Genomic DNA, 20219 nt, shown 5'->3' on the forward strand with positions numbered 1-20219 from the left:
CCTCATGAGTCGAATGCCCACATTAACCCCACCCAAATGACGTGTTGATCACGGACTAATCGAAGCGTCCCCGGTACGGTTTCCCCATCCGTGAAGAATCCGCCTTCCGGGCCGGAGGAGCGGTCGTAGCGATATTCGAGACGCACGACGGCCAGCTGTGGCCCGAGATGTTGTTTGTAATCCAACGTCGACGTGATGGCCCAGAGCAGTTGTTGCGCCTGGGTCATCAAGCCGTTCCGGTCCCAAAACATTTCAGGTCTCAACGCCACCGCCAACGGACCTCCCAGTTCCCACCGTGCGTAGAGTGCCGACGCCATCCAAAACTGACGTGATGCGGCCGCATCTGCCGATGACCTCTCGGTGCCGATGTCATAAGAAAGGGCGAACGTCAGCGAGTCGCCACGCCATTGAAGCGTGCTGTCTGAAAACGCGCGCCAGAACTTTACATGGGTTTCGGGTTGATCCGGGCCATAGTAAACATTCTGATAGAGAGTGGTCCGGGTCGTGATCCGCCAATCGAGCTCCGCGCCATAGCTGGGCAAATTGTTAGAGTGAGACAAATATTGAAAGCCGTTCAGAATATGAAGCCCAGCGTTGACGTTTGGGGTGATCGGATAGCGTCCACCGATCGCCAAGATAAAATTGGGGTTATAGTCTGTCAGGTACGCGCGGGTATAATTGAAGTTGTCTTTGGCATAGAACGATTCATAGTTAATGAACCCTTTCATCAGGCCCGCGGTGAGTTCGAGCCCATTCCCCACAGGAGCCAGATAGCTGATATTCGCGCGAGCCAGATGGCGAAGCGTGTCTGCCCCGGACATCGGATGTTCACGCGGGACCAATTCTTTGGTGTCATAGCCGCCTTGTACTGCCAATTCCATTCCCCAGCGAGAGCCCATTCGTGGCTCCTTGCGAAGGTAAGCCAATCCCATGTTAGGAGCCAATTCATTGGTGCGCGGCGTTGTTTGTTTGCTTCGCCACTGGTGGTTATCCGGAAAGTTGAAATTCCCACCATAGCCCGCATCGAGATAGGCGCCGTATTGCCAGCCGTCGTCCGGAGGCGACTGTCCTTCAGCGTTGGTTGCCGGGTAAAGCCCCAGCTGGAATCCCAGGCAGGCTAATGCTGCCGCCATAAATGCGGCAGGTCTGGGCGGCCTAGGTGGACTGACCATTTAAGGTTGCAGTTCCAGCTTATTGACCACGCGCCGGACGCCATGCACTGTGCGTGCGATGTCTTCAGCCCGTCGCTTCTGCGCATAGTTCTGCACCTCGCCGCTGAGGTATACGGTTGCCTCCGTGGTTTGCACGTCGACGCGTGTCAAATTAACCTTTTCTTCATGGACAAGGGCCCGAACCACGGCCCGGGTGATGGCTTCGTCTGCCGCGTAGTTTGCATGCGCGCACGCCAGATGAAGACAGCTGACCACGAGCAATACCAATCGTATCGCCGGTTTTGGCACGCTTCTCGTCATGACGAAGTTCTATGTGGGATAATGGAAATGCCCCCGCTGCTTTCCAAGACCGCGTACTTGATTTGATCCATCCGCTCGATTCCCTGAGACTTGCGGGCCATTGCCAAGATGTCCTCTTCGTCGACCCGGGCTTTGTTCATCAAATGCTTGAGCGGGCGACCGTTTTCGACAATGACGAGCGGCACGCCGTCAAGCCATTTTTGCATGACCGGCATTCGATGCTTGATATGGGAGAGACCAATGTCCAGTGCCACTAATGTCAAGATCACCAGAAAGCCGTTCGTCACGGAATAATCATTTCCTATCATCGCATTCTGAGTGGCTTCACTGAGGATGAGCAGCAGGATAAAGTCGAAGGTTGTCATCTCCATGAGCGTTCGGCGGCCGGCGATTCGAATAACGAGCATTAGAAACAGATAGACGGCTGTGGCACGCAGCACCGCGTCCATATGAACCTCCTTTGAGATGAGTGGGCGTCACGAACGCTACGGATAAATCCATTGCCGGAAGTGGAGCGTATGCGATTCATCCAGGCCGATTTGTCCCGAGATCACCCCGATCGACTGTGCCTGTAAGTCTAGGATAATGTCCGCAGGGAGTTTCGACCCGCTCTGCCGAAACACATACGTCATGCCGGTCGATGAGATTTTCCCACTCTCAGGGGTCGGCATGATGTGTGCGATATGGACTTTGCTCAAGTAGTTATTGGAGAGCCAAATCCGGACAGTGCCGTTGGAGTCGGCCCGTTCATGGACATGCAGACGCAAGGTCATCTCGCTTTGATAGCGACCGAAGCGCTCGTAGTCGAATGAAAGAGGGGCTGAGGGATCCCCGGCCGTTGTCTCGCTGAGGGGGCCGCGACCGAAAACGCCTAAGCATGCGGCAAGTAGAATGAGGACCATCGCCCCCCACCCACATCGCTGAATCATCCAGGTGCGATGCTGAAAGGGCAGATCCTGTTTGAGGTCCGGATAGCTGTGGTGTTGAGCCGCTGTAGCCATCGACCGTCTTCTTCTCTCCATCGAGGACATCAACGGCTTGGAGGAGGCACCGGTGCCGGCGGGATAGGATCGGCCTTTGGCGGTGGTGTGGGCGCTGGAGGGAGAGGATCGGGCAAGCGCGGAGGAACGGGGGCTGGAGGGATGGGGCGCGGTTGAGCCATCACGGTCATCTCAGCGCAGGCGGTGAAGATGGCGCATCCAATAATCGCAAGAGCTAAGCGCATACTCTCTCCTTTGGTGGTCGCTATCCGGTTCGTCTGACGTTGCGTATTGTTTGTGTTCCGTTACATAGGAGAGGGAGTTCCTCTCTGACTTCCTGACCGAAACATTGCAAAGGACGCGCCTGATAAGGCCCTGACGCCGATGAAACGGGGAAGCGTGAAGTCATGTGCACAATGCCGGAGCCCTGGTATTTCCACGCCTTCGAGCAAATCTGCTGTGATGCATCTCATAACCCTAGGTGAACGAACCTGCTTACTTTCCATCTTGTCTTCGATCCTGGACAGAATGCCCCGTATTTCTCCTTGCGACGTGCGTGTTAACCCGACCGCCATTGCTCAACGGGAACGTCTTTGCTACCCTCGGCCATCTACCATCCAGACGACATTGCAGCTGTCGTAGGAAGCCTGCACGGTGAATTGTCTTGTACGGAGGCTCTATGCCTGAGCGCGTCACGCCTGGGATTGATTCTTCTAAGAAAGCAAAGCGGCGGTCGGCGAAAGCCGGGTTGCCGCCGGGAACGCTAGTTTATATCGGCGAGCGCAAGACGGATCACGTCCGGCTGACTCTCATTCAGTATCGTGAGGGTGTCTTTAGCCAACGGGACCTCACAAGCGTCGATGAGTTTCTGGCGATCTACGCGGCGACGGAATCAGGCACGCAGACATGGTTGGACATCGGCGGACTCCATGATGTGCAGCTCATCGAACAGATCGGCAATGTCTTCCAGCTGCATCCCTTAGTGCTCGAAGATATCGTAAATACCGAGCAGCGCCCAAAGCGCGAAGACTATGGCAACTATATTTATGTCGTCCTCAAGATGTTGTGTCTTGACGCTGGCCGCACCGCCGTGCTGGCCGAACAGGTGAGTCTGGTCATGGGCGAGCGCCTGCTTCTCTCGTTTCAGGAAAACGGCACGGACGTGTGGGGGCCTATTCGGGACCGTCTGCGGACCGGCAAGGGCCGTATTGCCGCCGCCGGTGCAGATTACCTCCTGTATTCCCTTGTCGACGCGGTGGTCGATAATTATTTTTCGGTCTTGGAGTTCATGGGAGAAACGCTCGAGGCCATTGAGGATCGTTTACTCGCGGCGCCAAGCCCAAACACCCTTGGAGATCTCCATGTGCTCAAGCGTGAAATGCTGTTTGTCAGGAGGGCGACCTGGCCTCTTCGAGAAGTGTTGAGTGGATTGGAGCGGGGTGATTCAAAACTGATTGCGGAATCGACCCGCGTTTACATGCGCGATGTGTACGATCACGTGGTCCAGGTTATCGACACACTTGAAACGTCGCGTGAGACAGTGGCCGAAATGCTGGATGTGTATCTTTCAAGCATGACGAACCGGATGACGGGCGTGATGAAAGTGCTGACGATCATTACGACCATTTTTATGCCGCTCTCGTTTATTTCCAGTGTTTACGGTATGAACTTTCGCCATATGCCCGGCCTTGATTCACGATGGGGTTATCCGCTCATCTTGGCATTGATGGTCGGCATCGGTTTACTGATGGTCGTCGTGTTCCGAAGAAAACGCTGGCTCTAATCCGACTTATTGTGACATCCTCTCTGGGAACCCCGTATATTTTTCGTCGCGTTCTTTCCTCCCTTCCATGTGAATTGTTACAATGCCGCATGAGACTGTCCCTGCTGTGCGTGTTTCTTGTGTTGCTTGCGAGTGCCCCGGGTTTCGCCCTCACGCCGCCATCCGATGCGCCGAAGCGGTTGTACGACCGCGTCATGGAAGAATTCCAGCATAAGGATTATGAGGCTGCGCTGGCAGGATTCCGGTTGTTCCTGGAATTACACGGACAGAGTCCGCTCGCCTCGAGTGCCCTCTATTGGACCGGCGAATGTGAGTTCCGGCTGGGTCGATTCCACGATGCCGTGCTCTCATTTGAAGGCGTCATCACGCGTTATCCCCAGAGTCAGAAGGTGGCATCGGCGACGCTGAAGAAAGCGATGGCGTATGACAAATTGCGGATGAGACGAGAAGCGCGAATCTTATTCCAGCGGGTGGTCGTCCAATTTCCTCGTTCGCCGGAAGCCGCGGCTGCGAAGAAAGCGCTCAAGGGATAGGCGGAAAAGTTATCAAGGGGGTACGGGGTTGGGTAAAGCTTAGCCCGCTTCTCACTCTACCCGTGACCCCTCTAGTCGATTTATGTACTTCATTCAGTGGGCTCAATATCTAAAGCTGCGGCCAAGTCGGGGATCGTATAGATTCGGTTCAACGTCAGCCGCAACACGTCGATTCCCGCGGCCTTGAGCGTGTCTTCCACCAGTTGATTTCGCACCTGACGTTGCGTGCACGGCGGATCTTCTTCCATTTCAATTGCCTTTGCCACCGTCAACGTTCCCGGATGAACGAGAACAAAATCGATGCGCTTGAGCGCGATTTGGCCGAGAAACTTGACCCGAGTTTGTGGATCCGCGGCGTGGACGTTCACCAAGCACCACAGCGGCACTTGCGCGAACAGTAGATATTCATCTTGAACGGCGAGGCGGAGCACGTTATAGAAAGCCGCCTCCGCCTTTGTCATGAAGGGCTGAGCCGTCAGTTCAAGGCCGGGCGGGATGGATGTGTCGTCGGCCACGTTGCGCCTCGAGAGTTTGGTCAGCAAGATGGTCGCCCACCAGAGCAACAGCACGACGAGCAGCCCTCCAAACACGAGGGAGATGGGCGCCATATTGTCGGCGATGAATGCTACGAGCGTGTCCATGCAACCTGTCCGGGTGTGATCTGGCCCAGCACAACGGGATGTGAGGCGCCCGTGACTGACGGCACGTTCGTGCAGACGCCGTTCATCGTTTGATAGGCGAAGAGCGCAAAGGCAATCGCTTCAAACGCTCGACTGTCCCATCCCAGGTCATCCAAGCGCGTGACGGGTGTCGGATCAAAGACTGCGGCGAGATCGGCCATCACCTTGCGGTTATGAGCGCCTCCGCCTGCGACGATCACTTCTTCGACATGGCCGGGGAGCCACTGCCTTGCCAGGCCGACAGAAACCGCTGTAAAGCGCGACGCGGTTGCCAGCAGATCTTCCCGTCGCATCGATCGACGTGTGGATTTTAGGATGCGGGCAATAAATGCGTCCCCGAATTCTTCACGTCCGGTGGATTTGGGTGGTCGCTTTTTAAGAAACGGATGCGCCAGCATGGTCTTTAGGAGTGCCAAATCCACACTGCCCTTGGAGGCCAGAAGGCCGTTGCGATCCATCGAAAGGCGACCGTCCGAGAAATGATGCATCAGCGCATCCAGCACCATATTCCCCGGACCCGTATCGAAGGCTCGGACGGCGGTCAGTGCTGTGCCAGCCGGAAGATAGGTCACGTTCCCGATCCCCCCAAGGTTCACGATCAGGCGAGAGCGATGCGGGTCTCCGAGCAACAAGTAATGGGCGTATGGGGCCAAAGGGGCTCCCTCACCGCCAACCGCCATATCGCGCGGTCGAAAGTTCGCGACGGTCGTAATCCCTGTGCGCTCCGCAATAATCGAGGGTTCGGCGATTTGAAGCGTGGACCGTATAGGCCCGATGCCATATTCGCGAACAGGTGTCGGCAGGTGGTGCATCGTCTGACCGTGGGACCCGATCAGATGGACTTGCGAAGGGGGTAATCCGGATTGTGTGATAACGCGAAGGGCAGCACGACTAAACCACTCGCCGAGCACGGCGTTGAGATGACAAATCTCGGCGACCGATCCGCCCGCGGCAGCCGAGACAATACGCTGCTGCAGTCCACGCGGGTAGGGCAGCGACGAAAAAGCGAGCGGCTTGACCCTAACGGCATCGCGACTTCCACTGATTCTGACCAATGCCGCGTCGACACCATCTGCCGACGTGCCGGACATGAGTCCGATGACGTTCCTACTCTTGCCAATCTTGGTGCGCGTTGTCTTCAGCTTCATAAAGCGCGGCTACGCTAACTGAATAGACCGTAAGGGTCAAGCCCGCTCTTATACCTCTTATACGTTTTGCTCATCAGTGTGAGTCGGCATCACTGCCTTGTGCTCATCCTTTTGTCGACCCTTTCTTTTTTTCGCTCCCGGCAGGCATTCGGACGCTCTCCAACTGCGCCATATTTCACCCATCCACCTCGGGCTCGCCAAGGCGCGCCCTTTCCCGAAGGAGCACCGTCTTCGCGTGGACGGTGCGTTTGCTAAATCATCTTTTATTTCTCTCCCCCGGTGTAGGTGAAGTATCCGGACTCCATTGCGCGCATCGAGTGAGCACATTCTGATCGTGCGCACTCTGCGAGCACCGAGGCCGGATGCTTCACCTACACCTCCTCATCCTTTGACTTTGCCCCAATCGTCTGCTACGTTCGCGCCCCATGCGCGTTCGGTCTTTCATGTTAAAGATGGCTGCCTGGGGCGTTGGTATTGTGGCTTTTGCCTTACCGATGTGTGCGTGGGCTGCTGAGTCGCCGAAGAACGGTCCACCGATTCAGGTCGTGGTGACGATGCCCGTGCTCAAGGACTTTGTCGAGCAGGTCGGCGGTTCTCATGTGCAAGTCTTGTCACTCTTATCGGGTTTAGAAAGTGAACATACCTATTCGCCGAAACCAAGCGACATCATTGCCGTACGCAAAGCCCAACTACTGGTGGAGGTGGGTGCAGGGCTTGAGGTGTGGGTATCGTCACTGGTCAAAAATGCTGGCAGTGCATCATTGGCCGTCATTACGACATCCAAAGGCATTGCGCTGATTCGAGATCAGAGTCGAGATGACGGCCATCAGGCCGCGGAGGACAATGCACATGGCGGGAATCCACATATCTGGCTGGATCCTGAAAATGCCAAGATCATGATGCGTCATATCACGGAAGCCTTAATCAAAATTGACCAGGCCCATGCCTCCGTATATCGAGACAATCAGGCTGCTTATCTGCGTCAGTTGGATCAATTGCAGAAAGAGTTAACGGAACGTTTAAAGACTACCAAGGATCGCCGTATTGTGGTCTATCATCCTGCCTGGCCTTATTTCGCACGGCGGTTTGGCTTTCGCATTTTCGATGAGATCGTCACGCAAGCCGGTGCGGAGCCGTCGGCGCATCATTTGCAGGAATTGGTCAGCCGGATTCGCAAAGAGGGGATTCGCGTGATCGTGTCTGAGCCGCAGATGAATTCTAAAATTCCCGGCATGTTGGCTCGTGAAACAGGTGCGCGGATCGTCGTGCTGAGCCCCTTGCCGGGCGCCATGCCGGGCACGGAAACCTATTTGAGTTTGCTCCGCTATAACGTCATGCAGCTTGCCAACGCCCTATCCTAAGAATGCCGCACCGAAAGGTTTGACAGATAAAAGGATCCGGCATGCTCAAAAAAGGCGATCGGCAAGGCCGCAAGAACGGAGACCCGCCGCGTACGCTTTTGGTACGCGAGGAGTACGCGTGACTGAGATCGCAGTTGAAGGGCTTTTTCAGCATTCCCCCAAGACGCATTCGATTGTTCGCTTCGACCATGCCTCCTTCGGATTTCCCGGTGTCATTGCACTCAAGGATATATCCCTCGAGATCGCCGGCGGGGAATTCGTGGGCGTCATCGGTCCGAACGGGTCCGGCAAGACGACCCTGTGCAAGGCCATTTTGGGATTGATGCGTCCGCTAGAAGGCACCCTACAGATTTTTGACTGCTCGTGCGAGAAGCTCCAATGCCATCATCGCGCCAAAATCGGCTATCTGCCGCAGAAGGGCACGATCGATCGGAATTTTCCCATTACCGTGCTGGAGACCGTCATGATGGGGCGGTATGGCGTGCTGGGCGTATTGAAGCGCCCGGGAAAACGCGATCGGGACATTGCGGAGGAGGCACTTTCCCATGTCGGAATGCTCAATCACCGGCATGATGCATTGGGGCTGTTATCGGGCGGTCAGCAGCAACGCGTCTTTATTGCCCGGGCGTTGGCTCAGCAACCGCAAGTCTTGTTGCTTGATGAACCGACGACCGGCATCGATATCGTGACGCAACACAGCGTGCTGGATCTTATCAAGCGGTTGCACCATGATCTTGGACTCACCATCGTATTGATTACGCACGACATCAACATGATCCGTATGCATGTCGATCGGCTGGTGCTGCTCAAAACGAAGTTGTATGCGGCCGGTCCCCCGGCGCATGTCCTCAAGCCCGATATTTTAAAGCAGGTCTACGGTAAGGATGTCGTGATCACGGATAAGGATCTCGTCATCGTCGAGGATTATCACCACCACTGAAGAGAAAGGCCATCAGATCTCAGCTATCAGTGTCAGCCCTTGTAGAAGCTGAACGCTCATAGCTGAACGCGTTTCGTTATGCTTGAGCTGCTTTCCTATGATTTCATGCAGCGCTCCCTCCTTGCAGCGGCGCTCGTCGGGGCATTGTGCTCGGTCATCGGGGTCTTTGTGGTGCTGCGTGGATTGGCGTTTGTCGGAGCCGGAACTGCGCATGCCGCCTTTGCCGGCGTCGCCCTGGCCTATTTAATCGGCCTGCCCCCCTTGCCATTGGCCATCCTGTTCGGTTTGGCGACCGTCTGGGTCACCGGGGTCATGGAAGAGCAAGGACGCATGAAGCTGGATGTGTCGATCGGCATTTTGTATACCGCGACGATGGCGCTCGCCATTCTCTTCATCGGGCTGATGAAAACCTACAATGCGGAAGTATACGGCTACTTATTTGGGAGTGTGTTGTCGGTCACGTCCGAAGAGCTGCGCATCATCCTTATTTTGAGCTTTCTGGTCCTCGGGATCATCTTGTTGTTTTCTAAAGAGCTGTACTTCATCGCGTTTGACCAGGAGATGGCCGAAGCCTCGGGCGTCCCTGCGAGACGGATGTACTATCTGTTACTCACGCTCATCGCTTTCACCATGGTGGTCTCGCTCAAAACTGTCGGCGCGATTCTCGTCTTTGCCATGGTCCTCATCCCGGCTTCCACGGCCTATCAGCTCACGCACAGCTTACGTCACATGACCCTCTATGCCGTGGTCATCGGGACCAGCTCGGCAGTCGGTGGGGTATTGCTCTCGTATATGTGGGACGTGCCGACCGGCCCGGCCATTGTGCTGCTGGCGACGGGCATATTTTTTGTGTCGATTTTGGTGTCGCCAAAACGGTCAAGACGGCTTCTTACCTAAGCGGGAGTCAACGCCTAATGATATTTCCAAAAATTACTTCTCAGGGAGCACCCGAAATCTCTACAGCCACATCAGGCCGTTCACAACCGCCATCCAACAAAGCCGCAGACGCGGAAAGCGTCGGAGGCGTAGCCTCTGGGTACGTTGAGGATGCTTTCAAGACGAGAACTCAGACCGGGAAAGACCTCGTCTTGGCGCAGGCGGGTGAAATTGCTGTCGGTTTCAGCAGCCGTCATTCCAGGCGGGCGTGCTTTGCGCGCGCCCACACCATCCCCGTTTGCTCGTTCGAGCTGAACCCCAATTTTTCGTAGAAGCCTGGCGACCGGGTGCAGAGCCAGAAGAGTTCGACTCTTTTCAGATCGGGATGCTCGAGGATGCGTTGTATGATTTGGGTGCCGATATCCTGCCGTTGGTAGGTTGTGTCGACAATGATGTCCCAGATCGACGCGCGGTAGACGTAATCGGTGAGGACTCGGCCGAACCCCACCAATCGATTCCCATTCCATGCCGTAATCACCACATCGGTATGGGTCAACATCTCGCGAGCCTCTTCGGGGTTGCGGGTGTTGGCCCATGGCGCTTGACGGTACAGGGCCACCAATAGGGCTGCGTCGATGTCCTTGCGGTCAGAGAAGCTAATCATGGTCTTGAGAGTTTGACCCTCCTTGTATTAGGTTAGTGTTCTATTGATAAGCGCATGCTATCGAGGTGACGGCGAATGACCAAAGTGAAGACCTGCCCACGCTGTTTTCAATTAATGTGGCCCAAGGACGCGGATCTCGAATATCTGGACGAGAACACAGTCCGCACCAAATGTCCGCATTGCCATGCATTGGTCCGTATTAAGCTGGTGATGAGTGGGGCCAATGCGGCCGGCCCCAAAATGGGTCACTAGCTGGATGCTGGAAAAGGCATCCTGCTTCGTTCTCAGTCATTCGGACGCCTCAACGTACTCGCACTGTACGCCTCGGCGTCCGAACTCCTTGCAGGCCTCGCTGACTGCCTTTTTGAGCATCCTGCTCTTTCCTTGGACCGTGCTCTTTGCGGCTTAGCGCGGGAAGGAGCGTGAATCAACACCAAACTTTCTTCTTTACATCCCTCTCCCTGCGCCCTCGAGTTCCGGTTGATTGCCGGGAAGTAGTTTGTTCAATGCGACGCGGTATTCCACCAGGCGTTTGGCTTCGGCCGGCGTGACGGCAATATCTTTGTCATGCTGCATCATTTCCAAGAGGTCCAGCACCGCCAGCAGTGGTTGAATTGCGCTGAGTAGTTTTCCGGCCTCGAACGCCTCCAGCGAATCAAGAAAGTGATCGTTCAGCCGACGGTACACCGATTTGCCGCTCTGGTCGCGAAATCGGGAAACGGTCGTCTCATACCCTTCAATCGATTCCGGTGTCGGCTTGAGTCCGCCAGGGAGGGAGGACAGATGCACGACAGGCGGCAGTTTCCCCCCATAGGTTTTCAGTGCGGACACTAAACTCCCCAGGAGATCGAGCACTTCGTGGCAAGTCATCGATTCCACCCCAACATAATCCTTGATGCATACAGGCCTTGGATTCATCTGTCAAGCACTTGACAGGATGTTGAAAAAGGCTTCTTTGTACCCTTAGGCCCCAAGTGCGCCAGGACGCACTCCTGACTTTGCTTTGTTCCTGCGCGCATTCGCTCAAGCCTCACCGTACTGCCACGGGAATGTGCTGACGACTTATCTTCATAGCTGGCTAGTCAGCTTGAGCGCCTTATGTGTCGCGCGCTATGTGCCGCAGCGATTCGACCATGGCGGCCATATCCGCCGGTAATGGTGTGCTGAATGCCAGAGCCGCTCCAGTGCCGGGATGGGTGAAGCCCAATGTTTTGGCATGCAACATCACACGAGGAATGGTGAGATCTGCGATTTCCTTCACCTTCCGTCCTCCGTATGTGGGATCGCCAAGGAGAGGATGGCCGAGTGAGGTTAGATGAACCCGAAGCTGATGGGTGCGGCCTGTCAAAGGCCGAAGAAGCACATGCGTCGCCATCTTCCCGAAGCGTTCCAGTACGTGATAGTCCGTCGCTGACTCCCGCGGTCTCGTTGTTCGAGCGGAAAACTTTTTCCGTTCTTTCGTGTCTCGACCGATCGCCAGTTCGATGCGCCCTTCCGATTTTTTCAGCGTGCCCCACGCCAGCGCTTCGTACGCACGGATGATGGTATGGTGCTTGAACTGATGAGCCAGGGACCGATGGGCGTGATCGGTCTTTGCGACGACCATCACCCCGGATGTTTCCTTATCGAGGCGATGGACCAGACCAGGCCGTTCCTGCCCCCCGATCGTTGAGAGTCCTCCGGTATGTCGAAAGTGGTAGAGGAGAGCATTGACCAGTGTGCCGGACCAGTGGCCTGGCGCAGGATGTACGACGAGGCCGATCGGTTTGTCGAGGACCAGCAGCCATTCATCTTCGTACACAATGTCGAATGGAATGTGTTCCGGCTGAAGCGCGAGCGGTTCAGGTCGAGGAATATTGAGCTCAAGGCGGTCCCCGGGTCTGATTTTCTGACTTGGCCGAACGGCGAGTCCGTTAATCGTGATGCTTCCGCCAACGATCAAACGCTGCAGCGCAGATCTCGAGAGAGTCGGTTCACGGTTTGCCAAGAAGACATCCAGCCGTTTCGGCGTCTCACCGGGCGTAATTGTCAGTTCTATTTTCATCGACAGATTCGACGCGCGTTGGTGGATCTCAGCCGACCTGGTGCATCCGCACCACCTCTTCTGACGCTGTTTGCCGGCGATGAGGCACGCTACCTCATAAGTAAGCGCCCTTTCAATCGATTTTCATTGCCTTCGACTGGCCCCTGCCTTGCACAACGAGATAGCGATGGGATGACTGACCACCTACAAGGAGGGGTGCTATGGCGTGGCTGGTAAGCGAGCGATCAGTTGAGGGTCGAGTTCTCGTGATTGATGACGAGGAGCAGATCCGGAAAGTTGTCGGCACGGTGCTGCGGAAAGGCGGGTTTGATGTCGTAGAAGCCGAGGACGGCGCCAAAGCTATTGAAGCGCTCAATAGCGGCGAGAATCCGATGATGATCGATGTCATTATTTGTGACGTCCGTATGCCGCAGCTGAATGGAACGGAAGCGATTAAGTATTTTCGCGCTCAATACCCTTCTGTTCCGATTATTGTTTTGACGGCTTACCCCGATTTCCAGCTGGCCACCTCTATGTTAAAGGACGGAGTGGCTGATTACTTGGTGAAGCCGGTCGACCGCGACAAGCTGTTGGCGGCAGTCAAACAGGCCATGGAAAGGCGAGCCCTGTTCGCGACGTAAGGGCTCACCGACTCTGAGTATGCTGCATGGCGGCGTGCCACCCTCTACGGGGCACGTGTGAAGGGTAACGAAGATGGAATCACGGGAGCCGTTGAAGGTCTTGATCTTGGGTGCCGGTAAAGGCGGAACCGCATTGCTCGATCTCTTGGCGCGCGAGTCAGGCGTTGAAGTGTGTGGTGTGGCCGACAAGGATCCTCGCGCGCCAGGCTTGCGGCTGGCGCGACGGCTGAATATTCCCACGACGACCAGTATCGGGGAGCTCCTGGCCATGGATGGAGCGCATCTTATTCTCGATGTGACGGGAGATACCTCGATGCCGTCGCAGATAGCCGCGGCACACGCTCCCGATGTCGAGACGATGAGCGGCAAGGCCGCGCGCCTGTTATGGACTTTGGTACAACAGGAGCAAGAGCTTCGCGCGCAACTGATGCAGGCCGACAAGCTTGCCACCCTGGGGACCTTCGCGGCACAGATTGCGCATGATTTGAAAAACCCTCTGTATTGCATTCGTGAATTCGCGCAATTTATCGAAGAAGAACTCGTCATCGAAGAAGAACTGGACCCCTCCCGTATCAAGGAGTACTCCCAGGAGATTCTAAAGGCGGACAGGTACCTGACCTCCATTGTGGAAGGGCTCACGGCCTATACGAGGTCTTCCTGTTCGGAGCCGGAATCCGTGCGGCTTTCCGACCTTGTCGATCAGGCTGTCAAGATGGCTCGTTTCGCTACTGTTAGTAATGCGGTCGAAATCGTGCGCGAATATCATACGGTTCCCTCACTCCATGCCGATGCCGCCGAGCTTCTCCAAGTCTTCGTGAATCTCATTACCAACGCGGTGCAGGCCATGAACGGACAAGGCCGTATCACCCTCAGGATACAGAGTGAGGCGGCCAAGATACTCGTGTCCATTCAAGACACGGGGCCAGGAATTCCTCTCGCATCCATGCCAAAGATCTTCACGCCTTTTTTTACCACTAAGGATCGGGGAGTGGGGACCGGGCTGGGGTTGTCAATCGTCAAAACTCTGGTCAGCAAGTACGGCGGTGACATCGCGGTGGAGAGTGAAGAGGGCAAGGGCGCCACCTTTACGATCCGATTCCCGTCCTCTCCCCTGTGAATTAAACATCGAAAGGACGAATGCGATCTCGTCTTGGCCTGAGAGGTAAGTTGATCAGTGCGATGCTGCTCGTGGGTGCGGTCCCGCTGGTGGTGGGCATGGGGATGGCTCTCGTGCAGGGTACCGAAGAGCTGCACCAGATGGCAGGTGTGAACTTCGAGGGCCTGGCGGCTGAAGCGGCCAGAACCATGGACCTTGTCTTCAGCGATGAGCTGACCCGGACCACGCGCATTGCTCGTGCTCCCCTCGTAGTCAACGCGATGGAAGTCCAGTATGGTCGCATCCAAAAACAAGAGGAAGCTGCACTGTTGGCAGCTGAGGAAGACGCCAAGAGCCGGTGGGAGGCCGGCGATCCGGCGTTACTCGACTCGCTGACGGAGAGCCGCTTCGCCGGGTTTCTCAAACAGCAAGTTGCGCGCCCGGAGGGGGAAACAGGCCAGATCATTCCGGCCTCCGCCCGGGCGGCTACGCGAGCGCTGTTCGTAACCGATGTGCGCGGCAATGTCGTCGCCAGCACCACGGCACAGGTCCCCTATACGGTTCGTGACCTGGAATGGTGGCGGACGGCGTACGACAATGGCGTTGGCCAAACACATATCGGGAACGTCTATTTCGATTCACAATTAGGCCTTTATGCCTTTCATATGTCGCTGCCGATCATGGATCGAATTCGGTACCGGGCGATCGGCGTATTGCATCGAGTCTTTGATGCCCGGGATTTTCTGGCGCCGTCGCTGTTTCCGATTCGCTTTGGCAAAACGGGTCACGTCATGCTTCTTGATAGCCAGGGCACGGTTATGGCGTGCCCCATCTTGCCGACCGGGTCTCGCTTGGCCGATTCGAATCTCATTGGGCTCGTCACGAACCCGCAGGCCGGCTGGGTCAAGGCGGACAGTGACGGCCACGGCGGGCAAGGGATCTCGGTCATCGGCTTTTCTACACTGCCCGGCACGTCCCATCTCACGCAGGCTTCGACCGGGTCCACCTGGCATACCTTTGTCTGGCAGGCGTCCGAGGAGTTGTCGGCGCCCACGCATCATTTTCTCGCCTGGCTTGGCGGCTTCAGTTTGGTGGCCATGGGATTGTTGGGCATATTGGGATACGTGGCGTCCGGTCGGATCGTCACCCCGATCCGCTACTTACAACGGGCGGCATCGCTCATCGGGAAAGGCGAACTGAAGGGGCCGATTACCGTGCATACCGGAGATGAGCTCGAGCAATTAGGCGATGAGATGAACCGCATGAATACCCAATTGGAATATGCTTTTTCCGGATTGACGGATACGGTGGAGCAAAAGACGCAAGAGGTGCGTACGTTACAGGTGGTCAATCAACAGATCCTTCAAAGCGTGCCGAACCCGATCATTCTCCTCGACGGGGATGGACAGGTGGAATATCTGAATCGCGCTGCGCAGGAGGCATTCGTCGGCACTCGCGGGACGGAAGGGATTCGATTGCTGAAAGATCTGCTGCGCATAGATGGGCACGAGGCGGAGCAGTTACAAGGCCAGCTTGACCGGCAGCGTTGTGAGGACCAAGGGAGTGAACCTATCGGGGAGGAGTTTGGAGATCCCTTAGCTCCCACGTTGCCACATGATGCGCAGCGACCGTTGGAATTGCGTGTCGATCATCGGTTGTATGAGTATCAATGGTTCCGTATCGGACCCGTGTCAGGCGAGCCGTCGCGTCTCGGCCTCGTATTTCGCGACATCACCGATGAGCGGCGGCTGCAGGAGAAAGTCATTCAAGCCGAGAAGTTTTCAGGCCTCTCTCTCTTGGCGTCCGGTCTGAAACATGAGCTGAACAATCCGTTATTCGGCGTGATGGGCCTCGGAGAAGTCATTGCGGAAGAGTCAAACCCTCAACTCATTAAGGAGCTCGCGAAGGATGTGGTGGCGCAGGCGAAACGTATGGCGGATGTGATACAGGAACTGACGGGACAGGCGCTCCGCGAATCGGACGATCAACAAGCCATGATCGATTGCAATGAATTGATAGAAGAGGTCTTAGGCCGCCTGCGAACTACCGATGCCGGCGCGGGCATCAGGATTCACACAGAATTCGGACGGTTGCCGAGGATCCAGATCAGGCCCAACGAACTGCGCCAGGTGTTGGTGAATGTACTTACCAACGCCGTGCAGGCCATGAAGGGGCAGGGGGTGCTGGAGGTGCGCACCGACATGACTCATAGTCAGATCTCGGTGAAGATTTCCGATTCGGGGTGCGGTATCCCGAGTGTGTATTTGGCGAAAGTGTTCGATGCATTTTTTACGACGAAGGCGCAGGGGGAAGGTCGCGGCCTTGGCCTTACGATAGCGCGGCGAATAGTCGAGAGCCTTGGGGGGCAGATCGAGATCGAATCACAAGAAGGGCAGGGTTCAATGGTTTCCATTGTCGTGCCTGTCATGCAACCCAGCGAATGCCGCCGCGTCTCATGAGCGCCGGTATGGCAAGGTTCTTCATGATCGTTGGACTCGTTGTGTCGCTCGCGAGTACGTTTATCGCCGCGAAACGTGAGACACCAACACCCGGAATTCCTCCTGCCATTGTTGCAGATTATATCCATGCTGTGATCGAGGCCGATCGCGCGATTTACACCAAACACGTCGTCGATCGTATGCAGGAAAAGGGCGTGGTGGCCGCGTCGGAGAACTGGGAGTCCCAAAATACTCTGCCGCTCCCAGCGCAGTTTTTGATCGACTCCGCGCGCATGGTCGCCAAGAAGGATCGGGGCATTCGCTATCGATTGGTGAGTCTCTGGCCCATCTATGAACGCAATGGACCGGCGACGGATTTCGAGCGTGGCGGGCTAGAAATAATTTTGAAGCAGCCTGAGAAAACGTACACCGGGTATGTTGAGAGCGCTGGACGGCGCTATTTTCAGGCCATCTATGCCGATCTTGCCGTGGCTCAAGCCTGCATCGGATGCCATAATGCCCATCCCAATAGCCCACGACGCGACTTCAAATTGAACGACGTGATGGGCGGTATCGTGATTACATTGCCGGTGGGGCCCTAAGGATCGCGGGGAGCTGAGGGGAATGACCCGAGAACAGAGGCGATGCACGGGCCGAGAAAGATGAGGGCGATGGTGATTGCGCTTAACGTCGATGCGTGCGTTCGGCGATTCGCTTGCGAAGCCGAGCTTTTTCGAGACTGACTCGGGCAGCTTCGACTTCTGACGGAAGCCCGCCGGTGTCGAGGCGACGTTGGGCTGCTTCGACCGCTGCTTGGGCACGATCGACATCGATATCTTCCGCCTTTTCGGCGATCTCGGCCAGGATGATCACTTTGTCGGGTGTCACTTCCGCATAACCCCAGAGGACGGACATGTAGTGCATCTGTTCGCCGATTCGGTACCGCAGTTCACCGATTTTTAGCGTCGTGAGGAAATGCGTATGGCCGGGAAGCACCCCGAATTCACCTTCAACGCCGGGCGCAATAACTTCCTCGACCTGCTGGCTGAGGAGCAAGTGTTCCGGAGTGACGACCTCTAATAGGATTGTACGTGCCATGCTTGTAGCCACCAGCGCACTGTGATCAGCCTTCGGCTCTTTGACACCGCCCGACGACTGACGGTCTTTCGTTATACTTTATAGCCCAGCTTCTCTGCTTTTGCGATGACCTCTTCAATGGGGCCGACCATGTAAAAGGCTTGCTCGGGGAGCGCATCATATTTTCCGTCAAGAATTTCCTTAAAGCTTCTGACCGTATCTTTCAGCTTCACGTATTTGCCGGGTGATCCGGTGAAGGCTTCCGCAACGTGGAACGGCTGCGAGAGGAAGCGCTGAATCTTTCGTGCGCGAGCCACGAGGGTCTTATCATCTTCCGACAACTCGTCCATGCCCAGGATGGCGATGATATCCTGTAACTCTTTATAGCGCTGCAAGACCGACTGCACTCCGCGTGCCACCGTGTAATGTTCCTCGCCGACAATTTGTGGATCCAGAATGCGGGACGTGGAATCCAAGGGATCGACTGCCGGATAAATGCCAAGCTCGGCCAGACCGCGTGATAAGACGGTCGTGGCGTCGAGGTGTGCGAAGGCGGTCGCCGGCGCAGGATCCGTCAAGTCGTCGGCGGGCACGTATATGGCCTGGACGGAAGTGATGGAACCTTTCTTTGTTGATGTAATGCGCTCCTGCATCGCGCCCATTTCGGTCCCGAGCGTCGGCTGATAGCCGACGGCTGAAGGCATGCGACCGAGGAGCGCGGACACTTCTGATCCCGCCTGTGTGAAACGGAAGATATTGTCAACAAAGAGCAGCACGTCCTGGTTCTCTTCGTCCCGGAAGTATTCGGCGACGGTCAAGCCGGTGAGGCCGATGCGCAAGCGAGCGCCCGGCGGCTCGTTCATCTGCCCGTACACGAGCGCGGCTTTCGACTTGGTATAGTCATCCGGATCGATGACCTTCGACTCCTGCATTTCGTGCCAGAGGTCGTTCCCTTCGCGGGTTCGCTCCCCGACACCGGCAAAGACGGAGAAACCACCATGGTGAAGTGCGATGTTGTTGATGAGTTCCATGATGATGACGGTCTTCCCGACACCGGCTCCGCCGAAGAGCCCGACCTTGCCACCCTTCGAATACGGTTCCAGAAGGTCGACCACCTTGATACCGGTCTCCAGCACCTCGGTCTTCGTCTCTTGGTCTTCCAAGGATGGGGCGGGACGATGGATGGAATAGGTCTTCTTTGTCTTGATGGGGCCCTTTTCATCGACGGGTTCACCGAGGACATTGATGAGTCGGCCAAGCGTTTCACGTCCCACTGGAACGGAAATCGGCGCGCCCGTATCGACGACCGGCATGTCCCGAACCAAGCCGTCGGTGGACGACATCGCAATGCCGCGCACACGGTTCTCACCGAGATGCTGCGCGACTTCGAGCGTGAGGTGAATCTCCGGTGTCCCGGCCTTAGCGTCCTCTGCCTGATCGACACGTATCGCGTTATAGATCTTGGGGAGCTGGCCTGGCGGGAACTCCACGTCCACGACCGGACCGATGACTTGGATGACTTTCCCTGTGCTCATAGGCTCCTTCTCCGCGAGTTATCCGTTCTCAGTTCGTTGTCCATGGTGCTTGAATGGCGCCATGGAGAGCGCGAGTCTTTATTTCAGCGCTTCTGCCCCGCCCACGATATCCATCAATTCCTTGGTAATGGCTGCCTGACGGGTTTTGTTGTAGTACAGTGTAATCTTCTTGATGATCTCCCCGGCGTTCCGGCTTGCGCCGTCCATAGCGGCCATCCTCGCCCCCTGTTCCGCGGCGGATGATTCCAGAAGAACCCGGTACGCTTGAGTTTGGAAATGCTTGGGCAGCAGGGCCGCCAACAGTTCATCTTCATCCGGTTCGTAGAGATAACCACCACCGAGGTGCATCGTGCCACCGGCGGGCGGTTCGAGCGATTCAATAGGGAAAAACTTCTCCGCAATCACGCGCTGTTGAATCGCGGATTTGAATTCGTTGTAGATAACATACAGCTCGTCGAACGTACCTTTTGTGTAAGACTCGATAAGATCGTGTCCGATCTCGATGCCGTGTTCATAGCTCAATCGATCGAACACACCAAGCCACTGTTGGCGAATGGGCCAGGGGCTCCGCCGAAAAAATTCTCGTCCTTTTCGGCCGACGACACTCAACGTCACCTTCGCGCCGCGCGCTTCGGACTCTCGGATAAATTCCGAGGCCTTGCGGATGATGTTGGTGTTAAATGCGCCGCAAAGACCCCGATCGCTGGTGACGATAAGAACCTCTATGGTCTGCCCTGTCCGCTTTTGGAGAAGGGGATGCGCTGAGCGGTTCACACGCCGACTGAGGTTGGCAATGACGTCTCGCATCTTATGACCGTATGGCCGGGCAGACAGGATGCGATCCTGCGCGCGCTTGAGCTTCGCCGCAGCCACCATTTTCATGGCCTTGGTGATCTTCTGCGTATTTTTAATCGCGCCGATTTTCCGGCGAAGACTCTGGAGGCTTGGCATGGTCTGTTCGTGACTGCTGAC

Annotated in this window: 23 protein-coding genes; 10 read left to right on the plus strand and 13 right to left on the minus strand. The window is 56.2% G+C overall.

Features of this window, described 5'->3' with window-relative positions; translation table 11 throughout:
* Positions 1–2: 2 nt before the first annotated feature.
* The 5 genes from ACWHYZ_RS00800 to ACWHYZ_RS00820 are packed head-to-tail and all read right to left on the minus strand — an operon-like array spanning position 3 to position 2697.
* Complete coding sequence (locus tag ACWHYZ_RS00800) at positions 3–1133, minus strand: outer membrane beta-barrel protein (RefSeq protein WP_447985405.1); 1131 nt, start codon at positions 1131–1133, stop codon at positions 3–5.
* Between the two features lie 39 nt (positions 1134–1172).
* A complete protein-coding gene (locus ACWHYZ_RS00805) occupies positions 1173–1472 on the minus strand; it encodes a BON domain-containing protein (protein ID WP_447985406.1) in 300 nt (99 codons plus the stop codon).
* Positions 1469–1921 (minus strand): DUF421 domain-containing protein, encoded by a 453-nt coding sequence (locus tag ACWHYZ_RS00810; protein ID WP_447985407.1) that lies wholly within the window; start codon positions 1919–1921, stop codon positions 1469–1471. Before ACWHYZ_RS00810 ends, ACWHYZ_RS00805 begins: the two co-directional genes overlap by 4 nt.
* Before the next feature lie 36 nt (positions 1922–1957).
* Complete coding sequence (locus ACWHYZ_RS00815; protein WP_447985408.1) at positions 1958–2473, minus strand: hypothetical protein; 516 nt, start codon at positions 2471–2473, stop codon at positions 1958–1960.
* Between the two features lie 29 nt (positions 2474–2502).
* Positions 2503–2697, minus strand: coding sequence for a hypothetical protein (locus ACWHYZ_RS00820; protein WP_447985409.1), 195 nt, complete (start codon positions 2695–2697; stop codon positions 2503–2505).
* Between the two features lie 434 nt (positions 2698–3131).
* On the opposite strand from ACWHYZ_RS00820, the gene corA reads away from it, so the two are divergent.
* Positions 3132–4235, plus strand: a complete 1104-nt coding sequence (corA, locus tag ACWHYZ_RS00825) for a magnesium/cobalt transporter CorA (RefSeq protein ID WP_447985410.1) — start codon at positions 3132–3134, stop codon at positions 4233–4235.
* An 89-nt stretch (positions 4236–4324) separates the two neighbouring features.
* Positions 4325–4768, plus strand: a complete 444-nt coding sequence (gene ybgF, locus ACWHYZ_RS00830) for a tol-pal system protein YbgF (RefSeq protein ID WP_447985411.1) — start codon at positions 4325–4327, stop codon at positions 4766–4768.
* An 89-nt stretch (positions 4769–4857) separates the two neighbouring features.
* Here ybgF and ACWHYZ_RS00835 read toward each other — a convergent pair whose 3' ends face one another.
* Positions 4858–5409: a DUF2726 domain-containing protein gene (locus ACWHYZ_RS00835; protein ID WP_447985412.1), complete on the minus strand. Its 552-nt coding sequence runs from the start codon at positions 5407–5409 to the stop codon at positions 4858–4860.
* On the minus strand, positions 5394–6596 hold the full coding sequence (locus ACWHYZ_RS00840) for an anhydro-N-acetylmuramic acid kinase (RefSeq protein ID WP_447985413.1): 1203 nt from the start codon (positions 6594–6596) through the stop codon (positions 5394–5396). The genes ACWHYZ_RS00835 and ACWHYZ_RS00840 overlap by 16 nt, the downstream gene beginning before the upstream one ends.
* Before the next feature lie 452 nt (positions 6597–7048).
* On the opposite strand from ACWHYZ_RS00840, the gene ACWHYZ_RS00845 reads away from it, so the two are divergent.
* The 3 genes from ACWHYZ_RS00845 (at position 7049) to ACWHYZ_RS00855 (ending at position 9794) form a co-directional block, all read left to right on the plus strand.
* The gene (locus ACWHYZ_RS00845; RefSeq protein WP_447985414.1) at positions 7049–7957 is read left to right on the plus strand and encodes a metal ABC transporter substrate-binding protein; all 909 of its coding nucleotides are present in this window, start codon (positions 7049–7051) and stop codon (positions 7955–7957) included.
* 118 nt (positions 7958–8075) lie between these two features.
* Positions 8076–8897: a metal ABC transporter ATP-binding protein gene (locus ACWHYZ_RS00850; protein WP_447985415.1), complete on the plus strand. Its 822-nt coding sequence runs from the start codon at positions 8076–8078 to the stop codon at positions 8895–8897.
* A 78-nt stretch (positions 8898–8975) separates the two neighbouring features.
* Complete coding sequence (locus tag ACWHYZ_RS00855) at positions 8976–9794, plus strand: metal ABC transporter permease (protein WP_447985416.1); 819 nt, start codon at positions 8976–8978, stop codon at positions 9792–9794.
* A gap of 232 nt (positions 9795–10026) precedes the next feature.
* Here ACWHYZ_RS00855 and ACWHYZ_RS00860 read toward each other — a convergent pair whose 3' ends face one another.
* The gene (locus ACWHYZ_RS00860) at positions 10027–10437 is read right to left on the minus strand and encodes a GNAT family N-acetyltransferase (RefSeq protein ID WP_447985417.1); all 411 of its coding nucleotides are present in this window, start codon (positions 10435–10437) and stop codon (positions 10027–10029) included.
* Positions 10438–10512: 75 nt separating this feature from the next.
* On the opposite strand from ACWHYZ_RS00860, the gene ACWHYZ_RS00865 reads away from it, so the two are divergent.
* Positions 10513–10689, plus strand: a complete 177-nt coding sequence (locus ACWHYZ_RS00865; protein ID WP_447985418.1) for a hypothetical protein — start codon at positions 10513–10515, stop codon at positions 10687–10689.
* Between the two features lie 195 nt (positions 10690–10884).
* On the opposite strand, the gene ACWHYZ_RS00870 is transcribed toward ACWHYZ_RS00865, so the two are convergent.
* Both ACWHYZ_RS00870 and ACWHYZ_RS00875 read right to left on the minus strand, forming a co-directional pair.
* The gene (locus ACWHYZ_RS00870) at positions 10885–11307 is read right to left on the minus strand and encodes a hypothetical protein (protein WP_447985419.1); all 423 of its coding nucleotides are present in this window, start codon (positions 11305–11307) and stop codon (positions 10885–10887) included.
* A 226-nt stretch (positions 11308–11533) separates the two neighbouring features.
* Positions 11534–12481, minus strand: a complete 948-nt coding sequence (locus tag ACWHYZ_RS00875) for an RluA family pseudouridine synthase (protein WP_447985420.1) — start codon at positions 12479–12481, stop codon at positions 11534–11536.
* A gap of 200 nt (positions 12482–12681) precedes the next feature.
* Between ACWHYZ_RS00875 and ACWHYZ_RS00880 the strand changes: the two genes are divergently transcribed.
* From ACWHYZ_RS00880 to ACWHYZ_RS00895, 4 genes are all read left to right on the plus strand, one after another.
* The gene (locus ACWHYZ_RS00880; RefSeq protein ID WP_447985421.1) at positions 12682–13101 is read left to right on the plus strand and encodes a response regulator; all 420 of its coding nucleotides are present in this window, start codon (positions 12682–12684) and stop codon (positions 13099–13101) included.
* A gap of 73 nt (positions 13102–13174) precedes the next feature.
* Positions 13175–14218 carry an ATP-binding protein gene (locus ACWHYZ_RS00885; RefSeq protein ID WP_447985422.1) on the plus strand — a complete coding sequence of 348 codons (1044 nt, stop codon included), beginning with the start codon at positions 13175–13177 and terminating at the stop codon, positions 14216–14218.
* Positions 14219–14238: 20 nt separating this feature from the next.
* Positions 14239–16656: an ATP-binding protein gene (locus ACWHYZ_RS00890; RefSeq protein ID WP_447985423.1), complete on the plus strand. Its 2418-nt coding sequence runs from the start codon at positions 14239–14241 to the stop codon at positions 16654–16656.
* Between the two features lie 8 nt (positions 16657–16664).
* The gene (locus ACWHYZ_RS00895) at positions 16665–17237 is read left to right on the plus strand and encodes a Tll0287-like domain-containing protein (protein WP_447985424.1); all 573 of its coding nucleotides are present in this window, start codon (positions 16665–16667) and stop codon (positions 17235–17237) included.
* A gap of 82 nt (positions 17238–17319) precedes the next feature.
* Here the strand turns inward: ACWHYZ_RS00895 and ACWHYZ_RS00900 are convergent, their stop codons facing one another.
* The 3 genes from ACWHYZ_RS00900 to atpG all read right to left on the minus strand — a co-directional run bounded on the left by ACWHYZ_RS00900 (position 17320) and on the right by atpG (position 20198).
* On the minus strand, positions 17320–17733 hold the full coding sequence (locus ACWHYZ_RS00900; RefSeq protein WP_447985425.1) for a F0F1 ATP synthase subunit epsilon: 414 nt from the start codon (positions 17731–17733) through the stop codon (positions 17320–17322).
* 71 nt (positions 17734–17804) lie between these two features.
* The gene (gene atpD / locus ACWHYZ_RS00905; RefSeq protein ID WP_447985426.1) at positions 17805–19247 is read right to left on the minus strand and encodes a F0F1 ATP synthase subunit beta; all 1443 of its coding nucleotides are present in this window, start codon (positions 19245–19247) and stop codon (positions 17805–17807) included.
* A gap of 78 nt (positions 19248–19325) precedes the next feature.
* Positions 19326–20198 carry an ATP synthase F1 subunit gamma gene (gene atpG, locus ACWHYZ_RS00910; RefSeq protein WP_447985427.1) on the minus strand — a complete coding sequence of 291 codons (873 nt, stop codon included), beginning with the start codon at positions 20196–20198 and terminating at the stop codon, positions 19326–19328.
* Positions 20199–20219 lie beyond the last annotated feature (21 nt).

It is taken from the genome of Nitrospira sp. Nam74 (genome assembly GCF_965152615.1).

Excerpts from the sequence above, each read along its gene's own strand:
- ybgF (WP_447985411.1), top strand. The coding sequence starts at position 4,325 with ATGAGACTGTCCCTGCTGTGCGTGTTTCTTGTGTTGCTTGCGAGTGCC.
- ACWHYZ_RS00840 (WP_447985413.1), bottom strand. The coding sequence starts at position 6,596 with ATGAAGCTGAAGACAACGCGCACCAAGATTGGCAAGAGTAGGAACGTC.
- ACWHYZ_RS00800 (WP_447985405.1), bottom strand. The coding sequence starts at position 1,133 with ATGGCGGCAGCATTAGCCTGCCTGGGATTCCAGCTGGGGCTTTACCCG.
- ACWHYZ_RS00865 (WP_447985418.1), top strand. The coding sequence starts at position 10,513 with ATGACCAAAGTGAAGACCTGCCCACGCTGTTTTCAATTAATGTGGCCC.
- corA (WP_447985410.1), top strand. The coding sequence starts at position 3,132 with ATGCCTGAGCGCGTCACGCCTGGGATTGATTCTTCTAAGAAAGCAAAG.
- ACWHYZ_RS00860 (WP_447985417.1), bottom strand. The coding sequence starts at position 10,437 with ATGATTAGCTTCTCTGACCGCAAGGACATCGACGCAGCCCTATTGGTG.
- ACWHYZ_RS00835 (WP_447985412.1), bottom strand. The coding sequence starts at position 5,409 with ATGGACACGCTCGTAGCATTCATCGCCGACAATATGGCGCCCATCTCC.
- ACWHYZ_RS00875 (WP_447985420.1), bottom strand. The coding sequence starts at position 12,481 with ATGAAAATAGAACTGACAATTACGCCCGGTGAGACGCCGAAACGGCTG.
- ACWHYZ_RS00845 (WP_447985414.1), top strand. The coding sequence starts at position 7,049 with ATGGCTGCCTGGGGCGTTGGTATTGTGGCTTTTGCCTTACCGATGTGT.
- atpG (WP_447985427.1), bottom strand. The coding sequence starts at position 20,198 with ATGCCAAGCCTCCAGAGTCTTCGCCGGAAAATCGGCGCGATTAAAAAT.
- ACWHYZ_RS00870 (WP_447985419.1), bottom strand. The coding sequence starts at position 11,307 with ATGACTTGCCACGAAGTGCTCGATCTCCTGGGGAGTTTAGTGTCCGCA.
- ACWHYZ_RS00815 (WP_447985408.1), bottom strand. The coding sequence starts at position 2,473 with ATGGCTACAGCGGCTCAACACCACAGCTATCCGGACCTCAAACAGGAT.
- ACWHYZ_RS00880 (WP_447985421.1), top strand. The coding sequence starts at position 12,682 with ATGGCGTGGCTGGTAAGCGAGCGATCAGTTGAGGGTCGAGTTCTCGTG.
- ACWHYZ_RS00855 (WP_447985416.1), top strand. The coding sequence starts at position 8,976 with ATGCTTGAGCTGCTTTCCTATGATTTCATGCAGCGCTCCCTCCTTGCA.
- ACWHYZ_RS00820 (WP_447985409.1), bottom strand. The coding sequence starts at position 2,697 with ATGCGCTTAGCTCTTGCGATTATTGGATGCGCCATCTTCACCGCCTGC.
- ACWHYZ_RS00895 (WP_447985424.1), top strand. The coding sequence starts at position 16,665 with ATGGCAAGGTTCTTCATGATCGTTGGACTCGTTGTGTCGCTCGCGAGT.
- ACWHYZ_RS00885 (WP_447985422.1), top strand. The coding sequence starts at position 13,175 with ATGGAATCACGGGAGCCGTTGAAGGTCTTGATCTTGGGTGCCGGTAAA.
- ACWHYZ_RS00805 (WP_447985406.1), bottom strand. The coding sequence starts at position 1,472 with ATGACGAGAAGCGTGCCAAAACCGGCGATACGATTGGTATTGCTCGTG.
- atpD (WP_447985426.1), bottom strand. The coding sequence starts at position 19,247 with ATGAGCACAGGGAAAGTCATCCAAGTCATCGGTCCGGTCGTGGACGTG.
- ACWHYZ_RS00890 (WP_447985423.1), top strand. The coding sequence starts at position 14,239 with ATGCGATCTCGTCTTGGCCTGAGAGGTAAGTTGATCAGTGCGATGCTG.
- ACWHYZ_RS00900 (WP_447985425.1), bottom strand. The coding sequence starts at position 17,733 with ATGGCACGTACAATCCTATTAGAGGTCGTCACTCCGGAACACTTGCTC.
- ACWHYZ_RS00810 (WP_447985407.1), bottom strand. The coding sequence starts at position 1,921 with ATGGACGCGGTGCTGCGTGCCACAGCCGTCTATCTGTTTCTAATGCTC.